The 15,607-nt window shown below is 57.9% G+C and carries 16 protein-coding genes; 11 read left to right on the top strand and 5 right to left on the bottom strand.

The window, feature by feature from the left end; translation table 11 throughout:
* Window positions 1-59 precede the first annotated feature (59 nt).
* Genes phnC through Z946_RS0113870 form a run of 4 tightly spaced genes read left to right on the top strand, consistent with a single transcriptional unit; the run spans window position 60 to window position 3,368 of the window.
* Window positions 60-857, top strand: a complete 798-nt coding sequence (phnC, locus tag Z946_RS0113885) for a phosphonate ABC transporter ATP-binding protein (RefSeq protein ID WP_025056332.1) — start codon at window positions 60-62, stop codon at window positions 855-857.
* Entirely contained in the window at window positions 854-1,663 is an 810-nt protein-coding gene (gene phnE, locus Z946_RS0113880; protein WP_025056331.1) for a phosphonate ABC transporter, permease protein PhnE, read from the top strand. The genes phnC and phnE (Z946_RS0113880) overlap by 4 nt, the downstream gene beginning before the upstream one ends.
* Window positions 1,663-2,478, top strand: coding sequence for a phosphonate ABC transporter, permease protein PhnE (gene phnE / locus Z946_RS0113875; RefSeq protein WP_025056330.1), 816 nt, complete (start codon window positions 1,663-1,665; stop codon window positions 2,476-2,478). Before phnE (Z946_RS0113880) ends, phnE (Z946_RS0113875) begins: the two co-directional genes overlap by 1 nt.
* Window positions 2,442-3,368 carry an HAD-IIA family hydrolase gene (locus tag Z946_RS0113870; protein ID WP_025056329.1) on the top strand — a complete coding sequence of 309 codons (927 nt, stop codon included), beginning with the start codon at window positions 2,442-2,444 and terminating at the stop codon, window positions 3,366-3,368. The genes phnE (Z946_RS0113875) and Z946_RS0113870 overlap by 37 nt, the downstream gene beginning before the upstream one ends.
* Here the strand turns inward: Z946_RS0113870 and Z946_RS0113865 are convergent.
* The gene (locus tag Z946_RS0113865) at window positions 3,365-5,800 is read right to left on the bottom strand and encodes a GcvT family protein (protein WP_025056328.1); all 2,436 of its coding nucleotides are present in this window, start codon (window positions 5,798-5,800) and stop codon (window positions 3,365-3,367) included. The two genes, Z946_RS0113870 and Z946_RS0113865, sit on opposite strands and share 4 nt — an antisense overlap.
* A 327-nt stretch (window positions 5,801-6,127) precedes the next feature.
* Here Z946_RS0113865 and Z946_RS0113860 point away from each other — a divergent pair, with 327 nt between their 5' ends.
* From Z946_RS0113860 to ureG, 7 genes are read left to right on the top strand one after another with little or no spacing between them, the layout of a single operon-like run.
* Window positions 6,128-6,898, top strand: a complete 771-nt coding sequence (locus Z946_RS0113860) for an urease accessory protein UreD (RefSeq protein ID WP_160170283.1) — start codon at window positions 6,128-6,130, stop codon at window positions 6,896-6,898.
* A 2-nt stretch (window positions 6,899-6,900) separates the two neighbouring features.
* A complete protein-coding gene (locus Z946_RS0113855; protein ID WP_025056326.1) occupies window positions 6,901-7,203 on the top strand; it encodes an urease subunit gamma in 303 nt (100 codons plus the stop codon).
* Between the two features lie 9 nt (window positions 7,204-7,212).
* Complete coding sequence (locus Z946_RS0113850; RefSeq protein WP_025056325.1) at window positions 7,213-7,518, top strand: urease subunit beta; 306 nt, start codon at window positions 7,213-7,215, stop codon at window positions 7,516-7,518.
* Window positions 7,518-9,278, top strand: coding sequence for an urease subunit alpha (gene ureC / locus Z946_RS0113845; RefSeq protein WP_025056324.1), 1,761 nt, complete (start codon window positions 7,518-7,520; stop codon window positions 9,276-9,278). The genes Z946_RS0113850 and ureC overlap by 1 nt, the downstream gene beginning before the upstream one ends.
* A complete protein-coding gene (locus Z946_RS0113840; protein ID WP_025056323.1) occupies window positions 9,278-9,751 on the top strand; it encodes an urease accessory protein UreE in 474 nt (157 codons plus the stop codon). The genes ureC and Z946_RS0113840 overlap by 1 nt, the downstream gene beginning before the upstream one ends.
* A complete protein-coding gene (locus Z946_RS0113835; RefSeq protein WP_025056322.1) occupies window positions 9,741-10,379 on the top strand; it encodes an urease accessory protein UreF in 639 nt (212 codons plus the stop codon). The genes Z946_RS0113840 and Z946_RS0113835 overlap by 11 nt, the downstream gene beginning before the upstream one ends.
* 16 nt (window positions 10,380-10,395) lie before the next feature.
* Window positions 10,396-11,034: an urease accessory protein UreG gene (ureG, locus tag Z946_RS0113830; RefSeq protein WP_025056321.1), complete on the top strand. Its 639-nt coding sequence runs from the start codon at window positions 10,396-10,398 to the stop codon at window positions 11,032-11,034.
* Here ureG and urtE read toward each other — a convergent pair.
* The 4 genes from urtE to urtB are packed head-to-tail and all read right to left on the bottom strand — an operon-like array spanning window position 11,031 to window position 15,569.
* A complete protein-coding gene (gene urtE, locus Z946_RS0113825; RefSeq protein ID WP_025056320.1) occupies window positions 11,031-11,726 on the bottom strand; it encodes an urea ABC transporter ATP-binding subunit UrtE in 696 nt (231 codons plus the stop codon). The two genes, ureG and urtE, sit on opposite strands and share 4 nt — an antisense overlap.
* Window positions 11,727-11,729: 3 nt before the next feature.
* On the bottom strand, window positions 11,730-12,470 hold the full coding sequence (gene urtD, locus Z946_RS0113820; RefSeq protein WP_025056319.1) for an urea ABC transporter ATP-binding protein UrtD: 741 nt from the start codon (window positions 12,468-12,470) through the stop codon (window positions 11,730-11,732).
* The gene (gene urtC / locus Z946_RS0113815) at window positions 12,467-13,642 is read right to left on the bottom strand and encodes an urea ABC transporter permease subunit UrtC (RefSeq protein WP_025056318.1); all 1,176 of its coding nucleotides are present in this window, start codon (window positions 13,640-13,642) and stop codon (window positions 12,467-12,469) included. Before urtC ends, urtD begins: the two co-directional genes overlap by 4 nt.
* Before the next feature lies 1 nt (window position 13,643).
* On the bottom strand, window positions 13,644-15,569 hold the full coding sequence (gene urtB / locus Z946_RS0113810) for an urea ABC transporter permease subunit UrtB (protein ID WP_025056317.1): 1,926 nt from the start codon (window positions 15,567-15,569) through the stop codon (window positions 13,644-13,646).
* Between the last annotated feature and the right edge of the window lie 38 nt (window positions 15,570-15,607).

Below are 15,607 nucleotides of genomic sequence, written 5' to 3'. Positions count from 1 at the left end.
GTGGACCTGCGCGGTCCACCCTTTCCAACAATAATTTAAAAAACGGCAGGGGGGCTTTCATGCTACGGCTTGAGAAACTCGTCAAAACTTACAAAACCGGGGATCAGGCGCTCAAGGCGGTCGAACTGGAGGTCCCCGAGGGGCAGGTTCTGGCGCTGATCGGGCCGTCAGGTGCAGGCAAATCGACCCTCATCCGCTGCATCAACCGGTTGGTAGAGCCGACATCCGGCAAGGTCTATCTGGGGGATGTGGAACTGACGGGACTGTCTTCTGGTGCGCTGCGTCGCGAACGCCGCCGAATGGGCATGATCTTTCAGGAATATGCGCTTGTTGAACGACTGACGGTGATGGAAAACGTTCTGTCCGGTCGTTTGGGCTATGTCGGTTTCTGGCGCAGCTTTTTGCGCCGGTTTCCGCAATCCGATGTGGATGAAGCCTTTCGCCTGCTTGATCGCGTAGGCCTTGCACACATGGCCGACAAACGCGCGGACGAGCTTTCCGGCGGACAGCGCCAGCGCGTGGGCATTTGCCGTGCGCTTATACAGAACCCTGCCCTGTTGCTGGTGGACGAACCGACGGCTTCCCTTGATCCCAAAACCTCGCGCCAGATCATGCGCTTGATCTGCGAGCTTTGCAAAGAACGCGGGTTGGCGGCGATCATCAACATTCATGACGTGGCTCTTGCGCAGATGTTTGTGCAGCGTGTGATCGGGTTGCGTTTCGGTGCTGTGGAATTCGACGGTCCGCCTGACGGGCTGACGCCTGATGTGCTGACCACCATCTACGGAGAGGAAGACTGGGAAGCGACGATTGAAGCGGTCGACGAGGACGATGACGAAGTGGAGGCCGCTGAATGAGCGAGCTAAACACATTGATCGGCCAGCCATGGCGCAAGCCGTCTTTCATCAAACGCCCCTGGTTGCGTTGGGCGCTGGTCCTTGGAGCGATCGCCTATCTCATCGCAGCCTATATGACGATCGAGGTGAACTGGAGCCGCGTCTATGAAGGGCTTGAGCGCGGCAAGAAGTTCGTGCTGGCCTTCACCAGCCCCGATTTCACCACCCGCTCATCCGATATCTACGAAGGGATGCTGGAAAGCATCATCATGACTGTCGCTTCTTCGGTCGTGGGTATCGCGATTTCAATACCCATCGCGCTTGGGGCCGCCCGCAATGTGGCCCCTCTACCCGTCTATCTCATTTGCCGGTCTATCATCGCGATCAGCCGCGCTCTGCAAGAGATCATCGTGGCGATCCTGCTGGTGGCGATCTTCGGCTTTGGCCCGCTGGCAGGTTTCCTGACGCTCAGTTTTGCGACCATCGGCTTTCTGTCAAAGCTGCTGGCTGAGGACATCGAAAGTATGGACCGCGTTCAGGCTGAAGCGATCAAGGCATCGGGCGCGCGCTGGACCCAATGGATCAACTACGGTGTGCAACCACAGGTCATGCCACGCCTCATTGGCCTTAGCATGTACCGGCTCGACATCAACTTTCGTGAAAGTGCGATTTTGGGGTTGGTCGGTGCAGGCGGTATCGGGGCTACGTTGAACACCGCGTTTGACCGGTATGAATATGACACCGCTGCAGCGATCCTTCTGATTATCATCCTTATCGTGATGGCGCTGGAATACCTGTCCGGTGTGATCCGCGCGAGGGTACAATAATGCCCGTAAAAGATCTTGAAGGCCGTGCAATCTGGCAGCGGCGCACCTCCCGCGAGAGTCTGGCGCATTGGGTCATGTGGCTGATTGGCGTTGCGGTCTTTGCCTATTGCTGGCAGCAGATTTCAGCTTCAACGACGTGGTTCTTTGTCTGGGATGCCCCCCGCATCGCGGGTGACATCTGGACCCGTGCGACCCCGCCGCGCTGGGAATACATCACTCAGTTGGGCAAGCCGATCTGGGATACGCTCAACATCGCGACGCTGGGCACGATCATTTCGCTGATCCTTGCGGTGCCGGTCGCGTTTCTCGCGGCCCGCAACACTACGCCCTCGCGGTTATTCATCCGCCCTATCGCGCTTTTGATCATCGTATCCACACGTTCGATCAACTCGCTTATCTGGGCACTGCTGTTGATCGCAATCATCGGTCCCGGCGTTTTCGCAGGTGTCATCGCCATTGCAATCCGATCCATCGGGTTCTGTGCCAAGCTGCTTTATGAAGCCATCGAAGAGATTGACGAGACACAGGTCGAAGCGATCACGGCCACAGGTGCATCACGCTGGCAGGTAATGGCATACGGCATCGTGCCGCAGATCATGCCGGCCTTTGCAGGGATCGCGGTGTTCCGTTGGGACATCAACATCCGCGAAAGCACGGTTCTTGGCTTGGTCGGTGCGGGCGGTATCGGGCTGCAATTGTCCTCCTCGCTCAACGTATTGGCGTGGCCACAGGTGTCTCTGATCCTGCTGGTGATCCTGGCGGCTGTTGTTATTTCCGAATGGGTATCAGCGAAGGTACGCGGAGCTATCATTTGAACCTGGATGAAGCCTTTGCCGCCTACGAAGGCGTACGTGCCAGACTGCCTGAACCACGCCAGCGGGGAGCCTGTGTTTCCCTGCCTGATCTTGATGCGCTGGCTGAGGACTTCGATACGTTCTTTCTGGATGCTTTTGGTGTTCTGAACATAGGCGAGACCGCGATCCCCGGCGTGCCGGAACGGGTGGCAAGGTTGCAGGCCGCAGGGAAACGCGTGCTGATCGTATCAAATGCCGCGGGCTTCCCCCATGCTTCCCTGATGGAGAAATACACGCGCCTCGGCTACGACTTTGCGCCAGAAGATGTAATCACCAGTCGCAAGGCGTTGCTTCATGGCCTGCGTTCTCTTCCCAACCGCCACTTCGGTCTGATGGCGACAGAGAACCTTGGCCGCGCTGATCTGGAAGCGCTCAATGTGACCTATCTGGCTGAAGACCCTGATGTCTACGCAGAGGTTGAAGCGTTTTTGCTGATCGGAAGTGCTGTGTGGACGCAAGAACGGCAGGAGCTGCTAGAGGATGCGCTACGGCGTAATCCGCGTCCGGTCTATGTTGGCAACCCGGACATCGTGGCACCGAGAGAGAGCGGCTTTTCTACAGAACCCGGAGCCTTTGCGCACCGACTTGCGGATGCCACCGGCCTTATGCCCGAATTCTACGGCAAACCGTTCGGCACAATCTACGATTTGGCGTTTGAACGCGTCCCTACCGCCGATAAGGCGCGGACCCTCATGGTGGGTGACAGTCTGCACACTGATATTCTGGGCGGGCAGACTGCAGGCATCGGAACAGCGCTCATTGCGGGCTATGGCTTTTTCGCAGGGGCGGATGTGCATGCACATATCTCCGCCGCTGCAATCTATCCCGACTTTATTCTAGACCGTCCTTAACTGCGCATCCGCGCATAGGTCGGATCGTATGGTCCGCTTTCGATCACTTTTGCGGGTGTCGGCACGCCGATGATATCAACGGTCATCTCCGTGCCCGGCGTCGCGAGAGCGGGTTCAATAAAGGCCAGCGCAAGGTTCAGACCTGTTCGGTGCCCCCAGTCACCTGATGTGACCGTCCCAACGATTTCCCCGTTCATACGCAGGCTGGCCCCTCCGTGCGCGGGGGCTTCATCTGTATCGACAGAAAGTGTCACCAGACGGCGTTGCGGTCCTGCTGCTTTGCGCTCCAGCAGGGCGTCTTTGCCGATAAAGTCGGACTTGTCGAGCTTAACAAACCTGTCCAACCCCGTCTCGAAGGGATCAAATTCTGTCAGGATGTCTGATTTCCAATGCAGGAAACCTTTTTCCATCCGCATGGACTCCACTGCACGCGAGCCGAACAGGCGCAAACCGTGTTCCCGCCCCGCGGCCCGCAGCGCGGTATATGCTGCAAGCAGGCTCTCGTTCGGAACGTGAATTTCGTAGGCCAGCTCGCCGGAAAAGCTCACGCCCAAGACAGTTGCGGGGGCGATCCCGATATGCGTCTCGCGCAGCGACAACCACGGGAATGCAGATGCAGACCAGTCGCCCCGTGACGCAGCAGACAGCACATCGCGCGCCTTGGGTCCGGCCAGCACAAGGATCGTCTGGGCATTGGTCAAGGACCTGATTTGCACATCCTCGTCAGGGCGCAGATGGCTTTGCAACCAATCCATATCATGAAATTCGGAGGCAGCAGCAGAACCGTACCACACACGATCAGGTCCGCGCGGCGAGGCCGGGATATTGGCAATCGTCGCCTCGGCTTTGATCATCCCGTAGGGGTTCAGCAGATAGCCAAGGCCTACACGATTGGGCCGCCGGGGGACCGTGCCACAAATCATGCGATCGAGAAATTCGTGCACATCTGCACCCGTCAGTTCAAACCGGTTGAAGCCTGATACCTCGGTCATGCCGACGCCTGATGCAATGGCTGCAACTTCTTCTGCCACAACAGAGTGGACCTCATTGAATTTGAACCCGAGTGTTTCGTGAAAATCTGGTGACGGTTTGATATAGTCGATGCGTTCCCAACCATTCACTGTGCCCATCTCAGCGCCTTCCGCCACCAGCGTCTGGGTCAGCGGTGTCGTCTTCATCGGGCGTCCGGCGGGGCGGTGCTCATGAGGGAAATGGAAGCGGAACTCGTTCTGGTAGTCCTCAATCGCTTTGAGCGCTGTCAGCTCGACGCTCGCGTGACCTGTGAAGCGGCGCGGATCAATCACCCAAGTGTCGTACTCCGCTTCGCCATGCACGATCTGTTGTGCCAGCAACCAGCCGTGGCCACCGCCCTCACCCAGACCGGCACGCAACCCGATAATGCAGTATGCGTTACGTTTTCCCGGGATTGGCCCCACCAGCGGGGCGCCGTCGATTGTGTATGTGATGGGGCCGTTCACAACTTGCCTGATGCCCGTTTCCATAAGGGCTGGCATACGCTCGAAAGCTCCCTCAAGCACATCTGTTACGCGGTCCAGATCGTCGGGACACAATGCATTGGTGAACTTGGGGTCGATGCCGTCCATGCCCCATGTGCGGCAATCCTGTTCGTAGAACCCCAACAGCAAACCGCCTTTTTCCTGACGGCAATAATAATCGCTGATCGGGCAGCGCAGCAGCGGCATGCGGTGACCGGCCTCTGCGATGGCGGGAATGTCTTCGGTAAGGAAATACTGATGCTCCATCGAGGCAACAGGATGCTCTACACCCATCATTGCGCCCACCTCGTTACAGCGGTAGCCACCCGCGTTGATGACAACTTCGCAGCGGACATCTCCTTTGTCAGTATGTACGGTCCATGTGCCATCGGCGTGCTGGGTCAGGTCGGTGACGGAAGTGTGCCTGTTTACCTCTGCCCCGGCCAGACGCGCACGACGGGCCAGTGCCTGACACAACTGCGCGGGGTCGATGTGTCCGTCACTGCCGTCCCAAAGACCACCAAGCAAATTGTCCGTCGAGATCAACGGATGCCTGCGTGCACATTCCTCAGCATCGATCACTTCGAATTCCACGCCCATGCCCGCAGCCATAGATGCGAAATGGCGGTAGCCATCCATCTGTTCTGGCGTGTTCGCCAGACGGATGCCGCCATCACCGTAATTGTAGCCGACCGGATAATCCGGATCGTCACGCAAATCTTTATAAAGCGCGATGGAGTGGCTTTTCAGACCGACCATTGTCTGCGTCATGCCGAAGTTTGTGACCTGTGCGGCAGAGTGCCATGTGGTCCCCGATGTCAGCTCATCGCGTTCGATGAGCATAACGTCTGTCCAGCCTTCCTGCGTTAGATGGTACAGCGTTGAGCACCCTGCGATGCCACCCCCGATGACTACAGCCCGCACCTGATCGCGCATTATAAGTTTCCTTTTCCCCTAGGTTACCTCAGCAATGCATGGGTCGTCGTTCCGGCACAATATAGTTTCTCACGCACTCAGAATTTTTATGAGCCTCCCTTCGGAGCCGACCTGCATCGTTAGCGTTTTATATTTGCCTAAATTTTCATCGAAATGATCGAGGTTTAATCACGCACGCGCGCGAGGTGACCGGTCGTGGCAGGCTCGGCTCAAACATCTGTCTTTGATCCGGCAATTCCGCAAAAGTGCGGTCCGAGGATCAATTTAGGATAACGATGACCAGTGGCGCAAAGGCAAACCTTGCAGCGTGCAATCGGGAAACTCTCGTTGTCCGTAGGTCGGCGCACGGACGGATCTTGCGGCCTTACGGACCTGCGCGAACAGGGGTCTTTCAGGGTGATCTTCCCGCGCGCGCCATCCGGCAGTGTCGAAGCGGTAATTTTGAACACTGCGGGCGGCATCGCTGGGGGCGACAGGTACTCTATAAACGCCACGGCCGCAGCGCAAAGTTGTTTGACGCTGACCACCCAAGCTGCCGAACGCGCTTACGGTGTCTCCGATGCATCAAACGGGAAACTGGATACCACAATAACTGTCGCATCAGGTGCGAGGGTGAACTGGTTGCCACAAGAAACGATCCTCTTCGACGGCAGCAGGCTACAGCGAAAGTTGGACGTTGATGTTGCTGAAGGCGCGGAGTTTGTGATGGCAGAACCTGTCGTCTTCGGGCGCGAGGCTTCCGGCGAGACCGTGCGCGCGGGCCTCTTTCAGGACAGCGTGACAATCAGAACAGGCACGCACATGCATTATATTGATCGCGTGCGTTTTGAAGGGGACATGGCGGCATCGCTTCAGCATCGTGCAATCGGTAACGGCGCGGGTGCCATGGCGAGCGTGGTATTTCACAGCCCCAGCGCCGAACGCCATCTTGACGAAATCCGCGCAATGCTTCCCGATACCGCAGGGGCGAGCCTGTTGGCAGACACCATTCTTTGCGCCCGCATATTGGCTGCGGATGGATTTAGCCTCAGACGTGATCTGATGCCGCTACTGCAACACTTAACAAACGATACCGTGCCGAAAAACTGGAGGCTCTGACGATGAAGCTGACCCCGAGGGAAAAAGACAAACTGCTGGTGGCGATGGCCGCCGAAGTCGCACGCAAACGGCTGAGCCGGGGCGTCAAGCTGAACTATCCTGAGGCCATTGCGCTGATCACAGATGCTGTTGTCGAAGGCGCCCGCGACGGCCGTTCTGTCGCCGATATGATGCAGGCAGGTGCCCATGTGATTACCCGTGACCAATGTATGGATGGCATCGCCGAGATGATCCACGACGTTCAGGTCGAAGCCACATTTCCAGACGGCACCAAGCTGGTCACCGTCCACAATCCGATAAGGTAGGTGCGCGCCATGATCCCCGGAGAACTTTTTCCCGCCGAAGGCAGTCTGTCGCTGAACGGTGATGCAACTGCGATCACCATGATGGTGGCCAATACCGGCGACCGGCCTGTGCAGGTCGGCAGCCATTACCATTTCGCCGAAAGCAATCCCGCATTGGACTTTGACCGCGCCGCGGCGCGCGGTATGCGGCTGGATATTGCGGCAGGTACGGCCGTCAGGTTTGAGCCGGGCCAGCGCCGTGAGGTGCAACTGGTCCCGGTTTCTGGTGCCCGCCGCATTTTCGGGTTCAACCAAACAGTAATGGGAGACCTCTGATGCCTGCCTCAATCTCGCGCCGTGACTACGCAGCCATGTTCGGCCCTACTGTTGGCGACAAGCTGCGTCTTGCTGATACCGACCTCATTGTCGAAGTCGAACGCGACCTGATTGCAGAGCGGGCTGGTGCCGCGTCAACCGGCGGGGACGGGCCGAACGCCCTTGTTTACGGGGAAGAAGTGAAATTCGGTGGCGGCAAAGTCATCCGCGACGGGATGGGCCAGTCTCAGGCAACGCGTGCGGAGGGGGCGGTCGATACCGTCATCACAAACGCGCTGATCGTGGATCACACCGGCATCTACAAAGCAGATGTGGGTCTGAAGGATGGCCGCATCCACAAAATCGGCAAAGCAGGCAACCCTGACACACAACCGGGTGTCGATATCATCATCGGACCGGGAACCGAGGCCATCGCGGGTGAAGGCCGTATCCTGACCGCTGGCGGATTTGACTCGCACATTCATTTTATCTGTCCGCAACAGATCGAGGATGCGCTTCATTCCGGTCTCACGACCATGCTGGGCGGCGGAACCGGCCCCGCACACGGCACGCTTGCCACCACCTGCACGCCCGGTCCGTGGCACATCGGGCGCATGTTGCAGGCCGCTGACGCCTTTCCGATGAACCTTGCTTTTGCAGGCAAAGGGAACGCGTCGCTGCCCGCCGCCTTGGAAGAGCAGGTTCTTGCAGGGGCCTGCGCCATGAAGCTGCATGAGGATTGGGGCACGACCCCCGGCGCGATTGATTGCTGTCTAAGCGTCGCTGACGCCATGGATGTACAGGTGATGATCCACACTGATACCCTGAACGAGAGCGGCTTTGTCGAGAACACTGTCGCGGCCATGAAGGGACGCACCATTCACGCCTTCCACACCGAGGGTGCGGGTGGTGGCCATGCGCCTGACATCATCAAGATTTGCGGCCAAGAGCATGTCCTGCCCTCCTCCACCAATCCGACGCGGCCCTACACTGTGAACACTCTGGAAGAGCATCTGGACATGCTGATGGTTTGTCACCATCTCGACAAATCCATTCCAGAGGATGTGGCCTTTGCCGAAAGCCGTATCCGGCGCGAAACCATTGCCGCCGAAGATATTCTGCACGACATGGGCGCGTTCTCGATCATTGCATCCGACAGTCAGGCCATGGGACGGGTCGGCGAGGTACTGATCCGTACATGGCAGACAGCCGACAAAATGAAAAAACAGCGCGGTCGATTGCCTGAAGAAACCGGAGAGAATGACAATTTCCGTGTCCGCCGATATATCGCCAAATACACCATCAATCCTGCCATCGCTCATGGGATCAGCCGCGAGATCGGCAGCATCGAAGAAGGCAAACGTGCCGATCTGGTGATGTGGGACCCTGCATTCTTTGGCGTGAAGCCCGAGATGGTTCTGATGTCGGGCACAATAGTTGCGGCACAGATGGGTGACCCCAATGCGTCCATCCCCACGCCGCAACCGGTCTACACAAGGCCCATGTTCGGGGCCTACGGCCGGTCAGTTGAACATTCTGCCGTAACCTTTGTTTCAGCCGCCGCCCAAGCCGAAGGGATCGGGGACAAACTGGGGCTCGCCAAACAAACCGTTGCCGTAGAAGGCACCCGCAACATAGGGAAATCTGATCTGATGCTGAACACTGCTACACCTGATATCGACGTGAATCCGGAAACTTATGAAGTGCGCGCGGACGGCGAGCTTCTGACCTGTGAACCTGCCGAGGTCCTGCCGATGGCACAACGGTATTTCCTGTTCTGATGGCGGGCATGGTAAGCAATGAGCTGCGCCGCGCAGGTGATTGGAGCAAGACAGCGCAGGACCGCTGTGTGCTGAATTACGATGAACGCTTTCTGCGCAGACGCGTTGTCACGACGGCTCAGGGGCAGGATATTCTGGTTGACTTGGAGCACACGACATCGCTGGAACAGGGCGATGCGCTTGTCCTGGGCGATGGCACCCTGATCGAGATCGTGGCAGCACCCCAAACCTTGCTGCAGATCGAAGGAGACGACCTTGTCCGCCTCGCATGGCACGTGGGCAATCGCCACACGCCCTGCCAGATTGAACGGACCCGCCTGTTGATCCAGAGCGATCCGGTGATCGGACATATGCTTGAACACCTTGGCGCGAAAGTCACCGAAGTGTCGGAGCCGTTTACACCAGAAGGAGGTGCCTACGGGCACGGTCGCACACATTCGCATGAGCACGGTGCCACAGCACATGAGCACTGACGTTCTGACCCTGACGCAGCTGCTGTCACCGTCCTTTCCAGTCGGTGCCTTTGCCTATTCTCACGGTTTGGAAGCCGCGATTGATGCCGGATTGGTGGGTGATGGCCTGTCTTTACAAGATTGGCTGGAAACGCTTGTGTCGCAGGGCAGCGCCTACAGCGACGCGGTTTTCCTGAACGCCGCTTATGCAGCACCTCGACCTGAAGTTGCTGCGATCGACATGCAGGCACGTGCGTTTGCGGCATCCCGCGAGCGCCTTTTGGAGTCAGACCTGCAGGGGGCCGCGTTCTGCGACACGCTGGCAGACGTCTGGGGACTGGAGTTGGGGCGGCTGACCTATCCGGTCGCGGTTGGCCGGGCAGCATCAGAGTTGGACATTGATCCGCACCTCACCACGGCGCTGTATCTTCAGGCCTTTGTCGGCAACCTTTGCGCCGCTGCTATGCGGCTCGTGCCTCTGGGGCAAACCGGTGGGCAGTTGGTGCAAGCTGCGCTAAAACCGCTCTGCCTGTCAGTCGCGGAACGCACCAAGGGCGCGATACTCGCCGATCTTTACGCAAATTCATTCTTGTCCGACATCATGGCCATGCGCCACGAAAAACAATACGCCCGCGTATTCAGAAGCTGAAAAGGATACACCTTCTATGTCACTCAACGGCCCTTTGCGCATCGGGATCGGCGGCCCTGTCGGTGCCGGTAAAACCACATTAACTGCCGCCCTCGCCCGCATCTTGCATCCACAGATTTCCATCGGCGTGATCACGAATGACATCTATACACAGGAAGATGCAGAAGCGCTGATGCGCATGCAAATTCTGCCGCAAGACCGTGTGATCGGCGTAGAGACCGGCGGTTGCCCGCATACCGCGATCCGCGAAGACGCTTCGATCAATCTTGCGGCCATCGCCGAGATGCGCAAACGTCACGCGGACGTTGAAGTGGTGTTGATCGAAAGCGGTGGCGACAACCTGTCGGCGACTTTTAGCCCCGAACTGGCTGACCTAACTGTCTACGTCATCGACGTGGCGGCAGGCGAAGAGATTCCGCGCAAGGGTGGCCCTGCGATCACAAAGTCCGATGTGCTGGTTATCAATAAAACCGATCTGGCACCTTATGTGGGTGCTTCACTCGACGTGATGCAGCGCGATGCGGCACGGATGCGGGGGGAAAAGCCGTTTGTCTTTACTGCTCTGCGCAATGGCAACGGTGCGGACGAAGTTGTCAGGCTGCTTGCCAGGATCGGCGGGTTCACGGTGCCCGAGAACGCGCTGAGCGACGCTTAGACAAGAACCTGAGCGTACAACTCTTCGCGGGTCAGCACATCTTCGCGTTTGTTGAATACAACTTCACCCCGGCTCATTACATAGAAGTCCGAACCGAGGTCGAAGGCGAAATCAAAAAACTGTTCAACCAGCACGATCGCCATATCGCCCTGTTCGCACAGAATGCGGATCACTTTGCCAATCTGCTGAATGATGTTGGGCTGTATGCCCTCTGTAGGCTCGTCCAAAAGCAAAACACGCGGCTTTGTAATCAGGGCACGGGCGATAGCAAGTTGTTGCTGCTGCCCACCCGACAGGTCTCCGCCGCGCCGGTCAATCATATCGTGAAGCACAGGAAAAAGGTCAAAAATCTGATCTGGCACGTGATGTTGGTCTTTTGGCAAGCAGGCAAATCCGGTCTCAAGGTTTTCAGCCACAGTCATCATCGGAAAGACTTCGCGCCCCTGTGGAACGTAGGCGATGCCGGCGCGCGCGGCACCAAAGGGGCTGGGATGATCCAGCGCGGTCCCACCCACCATGACCGTGCCGCCCGCATAAGGGTGCCGTCCCGATATCGCCCGCAAAAGACTGGTTTTGCCGACACCGTTGGTGCCCATAACCGCCGTCACTTCACCGGCTTTGGCAGTCATGGACACACCATTAAGGATCTGACTTTGCCCGTATTTTAGGGTAAGATTGAGGATGTCCAGCATGGTTTATCTGCCCAGATAGACGTCAATGACGTCTTGGTTTTTTGTAACGTGATCCAGCGATCCTTCGGCAAGCACAGAGCCCTGATGCAACACTGTGACCTTGCAGTTCAATCTCCGGACGAACTCCATGTCGTGTTCCACCACCACCACCGCGCGGGTCTGTGCCGCGCGGCGCAACAGATCTGTCGTGTGCTCGCGCTCTGACGGGGTCATGCCCGCCGCAGGCTCGTCCACCAGCAGCAAGCGCGGATCCTGCGCCAACAGCATCCCGATCTCCAGCCATTGCTTTTGCCCGTGGCTGAGCACACCTGAAGGCTGATCCAAGACTGTACGCAGTCCGATCTCTTCGGCGATGGCGTTAACGCGATCCTGCTGGTCCGCATCCTTACGCCCGAGCAACAGATCAAACGGGCCGCGCGGATTCTTTAGCGCCATCACGATGTTTTCCTGCACAGTTTGGGCCTCAAACACAGTGGGCTTTTGAAATTTCCGCCCGATCCCCACCTGCGCGATCTCGCTTTCGCTCATCCCGATAAGAGAGATTGATTTGTCCCCCCAGATCACACGTCCTTCATCCGGCTTTGTCTTGCCGGTCACGATATCCATGAAGGTCGTCTTGCCCGCACCATTCGGACCAATCACCGCACGCAGTTCGGGCTCTGCGATTTGGATGGACAGATTGTTGATGGCGCGAAAGCCGTCAAAACTGACGCTGACCCCCGACACCTCAAGAAGCGTACTCATGAGCCCTGCCCTTTCCGACGTTCTGCCAGATCAAACAGCCCGCCGATGCCTTTTGGGAAAAACAGCGTGACAGCAACAAAGACCAGACCCAAGAGGACGAGCCACCAGTCTGTCCATTTGATCACGTAGACCCCAAGGTTCACGTCAGGCGCACTGCCGCCCGTGAACCACGACGACAGTAACGAAACGACAGCTGCGCCGATCACTGCACCATAAAGCCTGCCACGCCCGCCGATTGCGACCCAGACCGCAAGATAGATCGACGCTATCGGCGCAATTTCGGCCGGATTGATGATGCCGGCCTGCGGGTAGTACAGCGCGCCCGCGATCCCTGCGATCATTGCGGTGACAGTGAAGACGAACAGCTTGTAGCTCTCTACGTGGTATCCCAGAAAGCGCACCCGCGCTTCGTTGTCGCGCACTGCGCGGATCACCGACCCCAGCTTGCCCGAGGTGATCCACGCAAAAAGAATGTAGCCCAGCGCCAATGCTACGGCCGAGGCCCAGAAGAACCATAGTGACAGGATGTCCTGCGAGGTTGCTTCGAAGCCCGGAATGTTCTGCAGACCCGACAGCCCGTTGTTGCCGCGCAGGCCGGTATCGTTCTGAAAGAAGTATAGCGACAATGCCAGCGTCATGGCTTGGGTCAGGATTGACAGATAAACGCCGGTCACACGGCTGCGAAACGCCAGCCAACCGAACACCAGCGCCAGCAGGCCAGGCACAAGCACAACCGCCAATAATTGTAGCGTGAGTGAATGCGAAAATGCCCAGATCGCCGGAAACTCCGAACTGCCAACAACCCCGAAAATCTGGGTTCCGATGGCCTGTGTCACTTCGTCGGGCGTCGGGGGCAGCACCCCAGTCTCTAACGACGAGACAACGATATCGCGTGTGCGCTCGTACATCAGCCACATGCCGATCGCATAGCCACCGATCCCGAAGAACGCGAAATGGCCGAGGCTGAGAATGCCGCAGTAGCCCCAGACCACATCCATCGCGACCGCCACCAGACACAGGCAGAGGGTTTTTCCCAAAGTCTTGAGGAAGGAGGTCGACACAAACCCACCGCCGGCCGCTTCGCTCAGAAGGGTGATAACAATCGTGAAGAGTGACAGGGCCAGCAGAAACCAAAGGGTCGAGGGATTCTTGGCAAGAAAGGTGCGTTCCATATCAGTCTCCCGCCGCGCGGCCCTTGAGGGCGACGATCCCCTTTGGCCGAAATTGAATAAACAGGATGACGAAGAGGATCATATAAGTCTGCGCCGCGAGTGTGTTGGAGGGGTTGAACCATTCGATCCCCTTTTGCCCGAAGCCGATCATCGCGGCCCCAGCAAGGGTTCCCCAGACGTTACCGACACCGCCTACAACCACGGTCATGAAACTTTGCACGATATAGTCCGACCCCATCTCGGACGTGACCTTGGCATAGAGCCCGATAGCGACGCCCGCGATCCCCGCAATGCCCGAACCCAGACCAAAGGTCAGCATGTTGATGCGGTCGGGATTGATGCCCATTGATGACGCCATGCCGGGGTTTTGCGTGACTGCGCGCACCTCAAGCCCCAAACGTGTGCGTTTGAGGATGTAGAGGATCAGCACCAGAAACGTCAGGGCCAGAACAAAAATCGCAATGCGTATATAACTGATCTGGATCACATCGTTCAGTACCCATGCACCCGCCAGCCAATCGGGCGACGTAAGGGGCCGCGCCTGCGTACCAAAGATATTCTTGGCAAGTTGTTGCAAGACAATCGAGATGCCGAAGGTCGCAAGCAAAGTCTCAAGCGGGCGGTCATAAAGCCAGCGGATCACCAGACGCTCCATCGCGACACCTGCAGCGAAGGTCAGGGCAAATGCCACCGGCAAGGCGACGATAATCGACAGGGTGTAATTGGGGATCAGCAGTTGGACCACATAGCCCGAGTAAGCGCCCATCATGATGAATTCGCCATGCGCCATGTTGATGACGCCCATGACGCCAAAGGTGATCGCCAGCCCGATAGCCGCCAGGAAAAAGATCGAGGCCAGCGAAAGGGCATCCAGCGTGAGGTCGGCGACCTGCGCGCGGCCCACCCTGCCCTCCACCGATTTCAGCGCCTTTTCGGCAGCGGCTGTGATTTGGGCATCCGGTTCGTCGTAAACGTCATAGAAGACATGCTCGCGCAGCGCTGCATCGCGCATTTCTTCCGTCACCAAAGGCGGTGCCAAACCCTGTACCGCCAGCGCTTGGTAGGCTTGTGCGCGAAGGTCGGGATCACTCATCTGCGCGGTCGGAAAACCTGCGATGCGGCCTTGTGAAATATTCGCCTCCAGCACTTCGCGGATGCCTTTGTCGGTCGACGCCTGCGGAACAAGGTCAGCCTCGGCCAATTGCGCATAACGAGCGTCGGCGTTTTCAAACGGGTCCAGCAAACGCGCTATGTTCCTTTCCGGCGCATCCTTTGCCACTGCGGTTTCGAATTGCAGGATCTGATTGAGAACCGCCCTTGCTTCCACAGAAGTATCAGAAGCCAGACTGTTGATTGCGGCAATGCGCTCCTGCGCAGTCTCTGCAAAACGGGCGGACATGAAGTTCGCAAGTTGGACCTTACGGGCCTTCAGTACAGGATCGACCTCCCCCTCGATGGAAGCAAGAAGCGGCGCGAGCTGGCTTGCTTCAGGTCTGCGCGCAATGGACGCAACTGCTGTGCTGCGCCGTTCGACATCAGGGTCGGACAGCTGGAACTGTACCAGTGCAGTGCCGATCAAACGGCGCACGCCGCCATTGGGGCGCAGCTGTTTGTAGTCGGAAGGATCACCGCTAAGCGCTTCATCGGTATCGACATCGCGCAACGCAAGTTGGTCGCCCTCTTTTGTGCCGATATAGAACAGTCCGTCTGACTTTTGCCAAACGCGCTTGTCCGACCAGCTTTCCAGAAATGCGGTGACTTGAGGCAAGCCCGATCCTGCCAGATCATCCAGAACGACACCCACGGAATTGCGCGAAGGCTTCGCGATTTCTGCCGCATGGGTTTGCAAAAGCGTTTGCAGGTCCTGTGATGCCGCAGCGGTTAGGCTGGTCAGGACCATGAAGCAGGCAAGCAGAAGACGGTGCATTTGTGACTTTCGGAAGTAACTTTGAGCGGCACGCGCGA

It is taken from the genome of Sulfitobacter noctilucicola (genome assembly GCF_000622385.1).
In the GTDB taxonomy this organism is placed as follows: Bacteria; Pseudomonadota; Alphaproteobacteria; order Rhodobacterales; family Rhodobacteraceae; genus Sulfitobacter; species Sulfitobacter noctilucicola.
The sequence above is the reverse complement of the archived record's forward strand: the minus strand, read 5'-3'. Positions and strand labels throughout refer to the sequence as shown.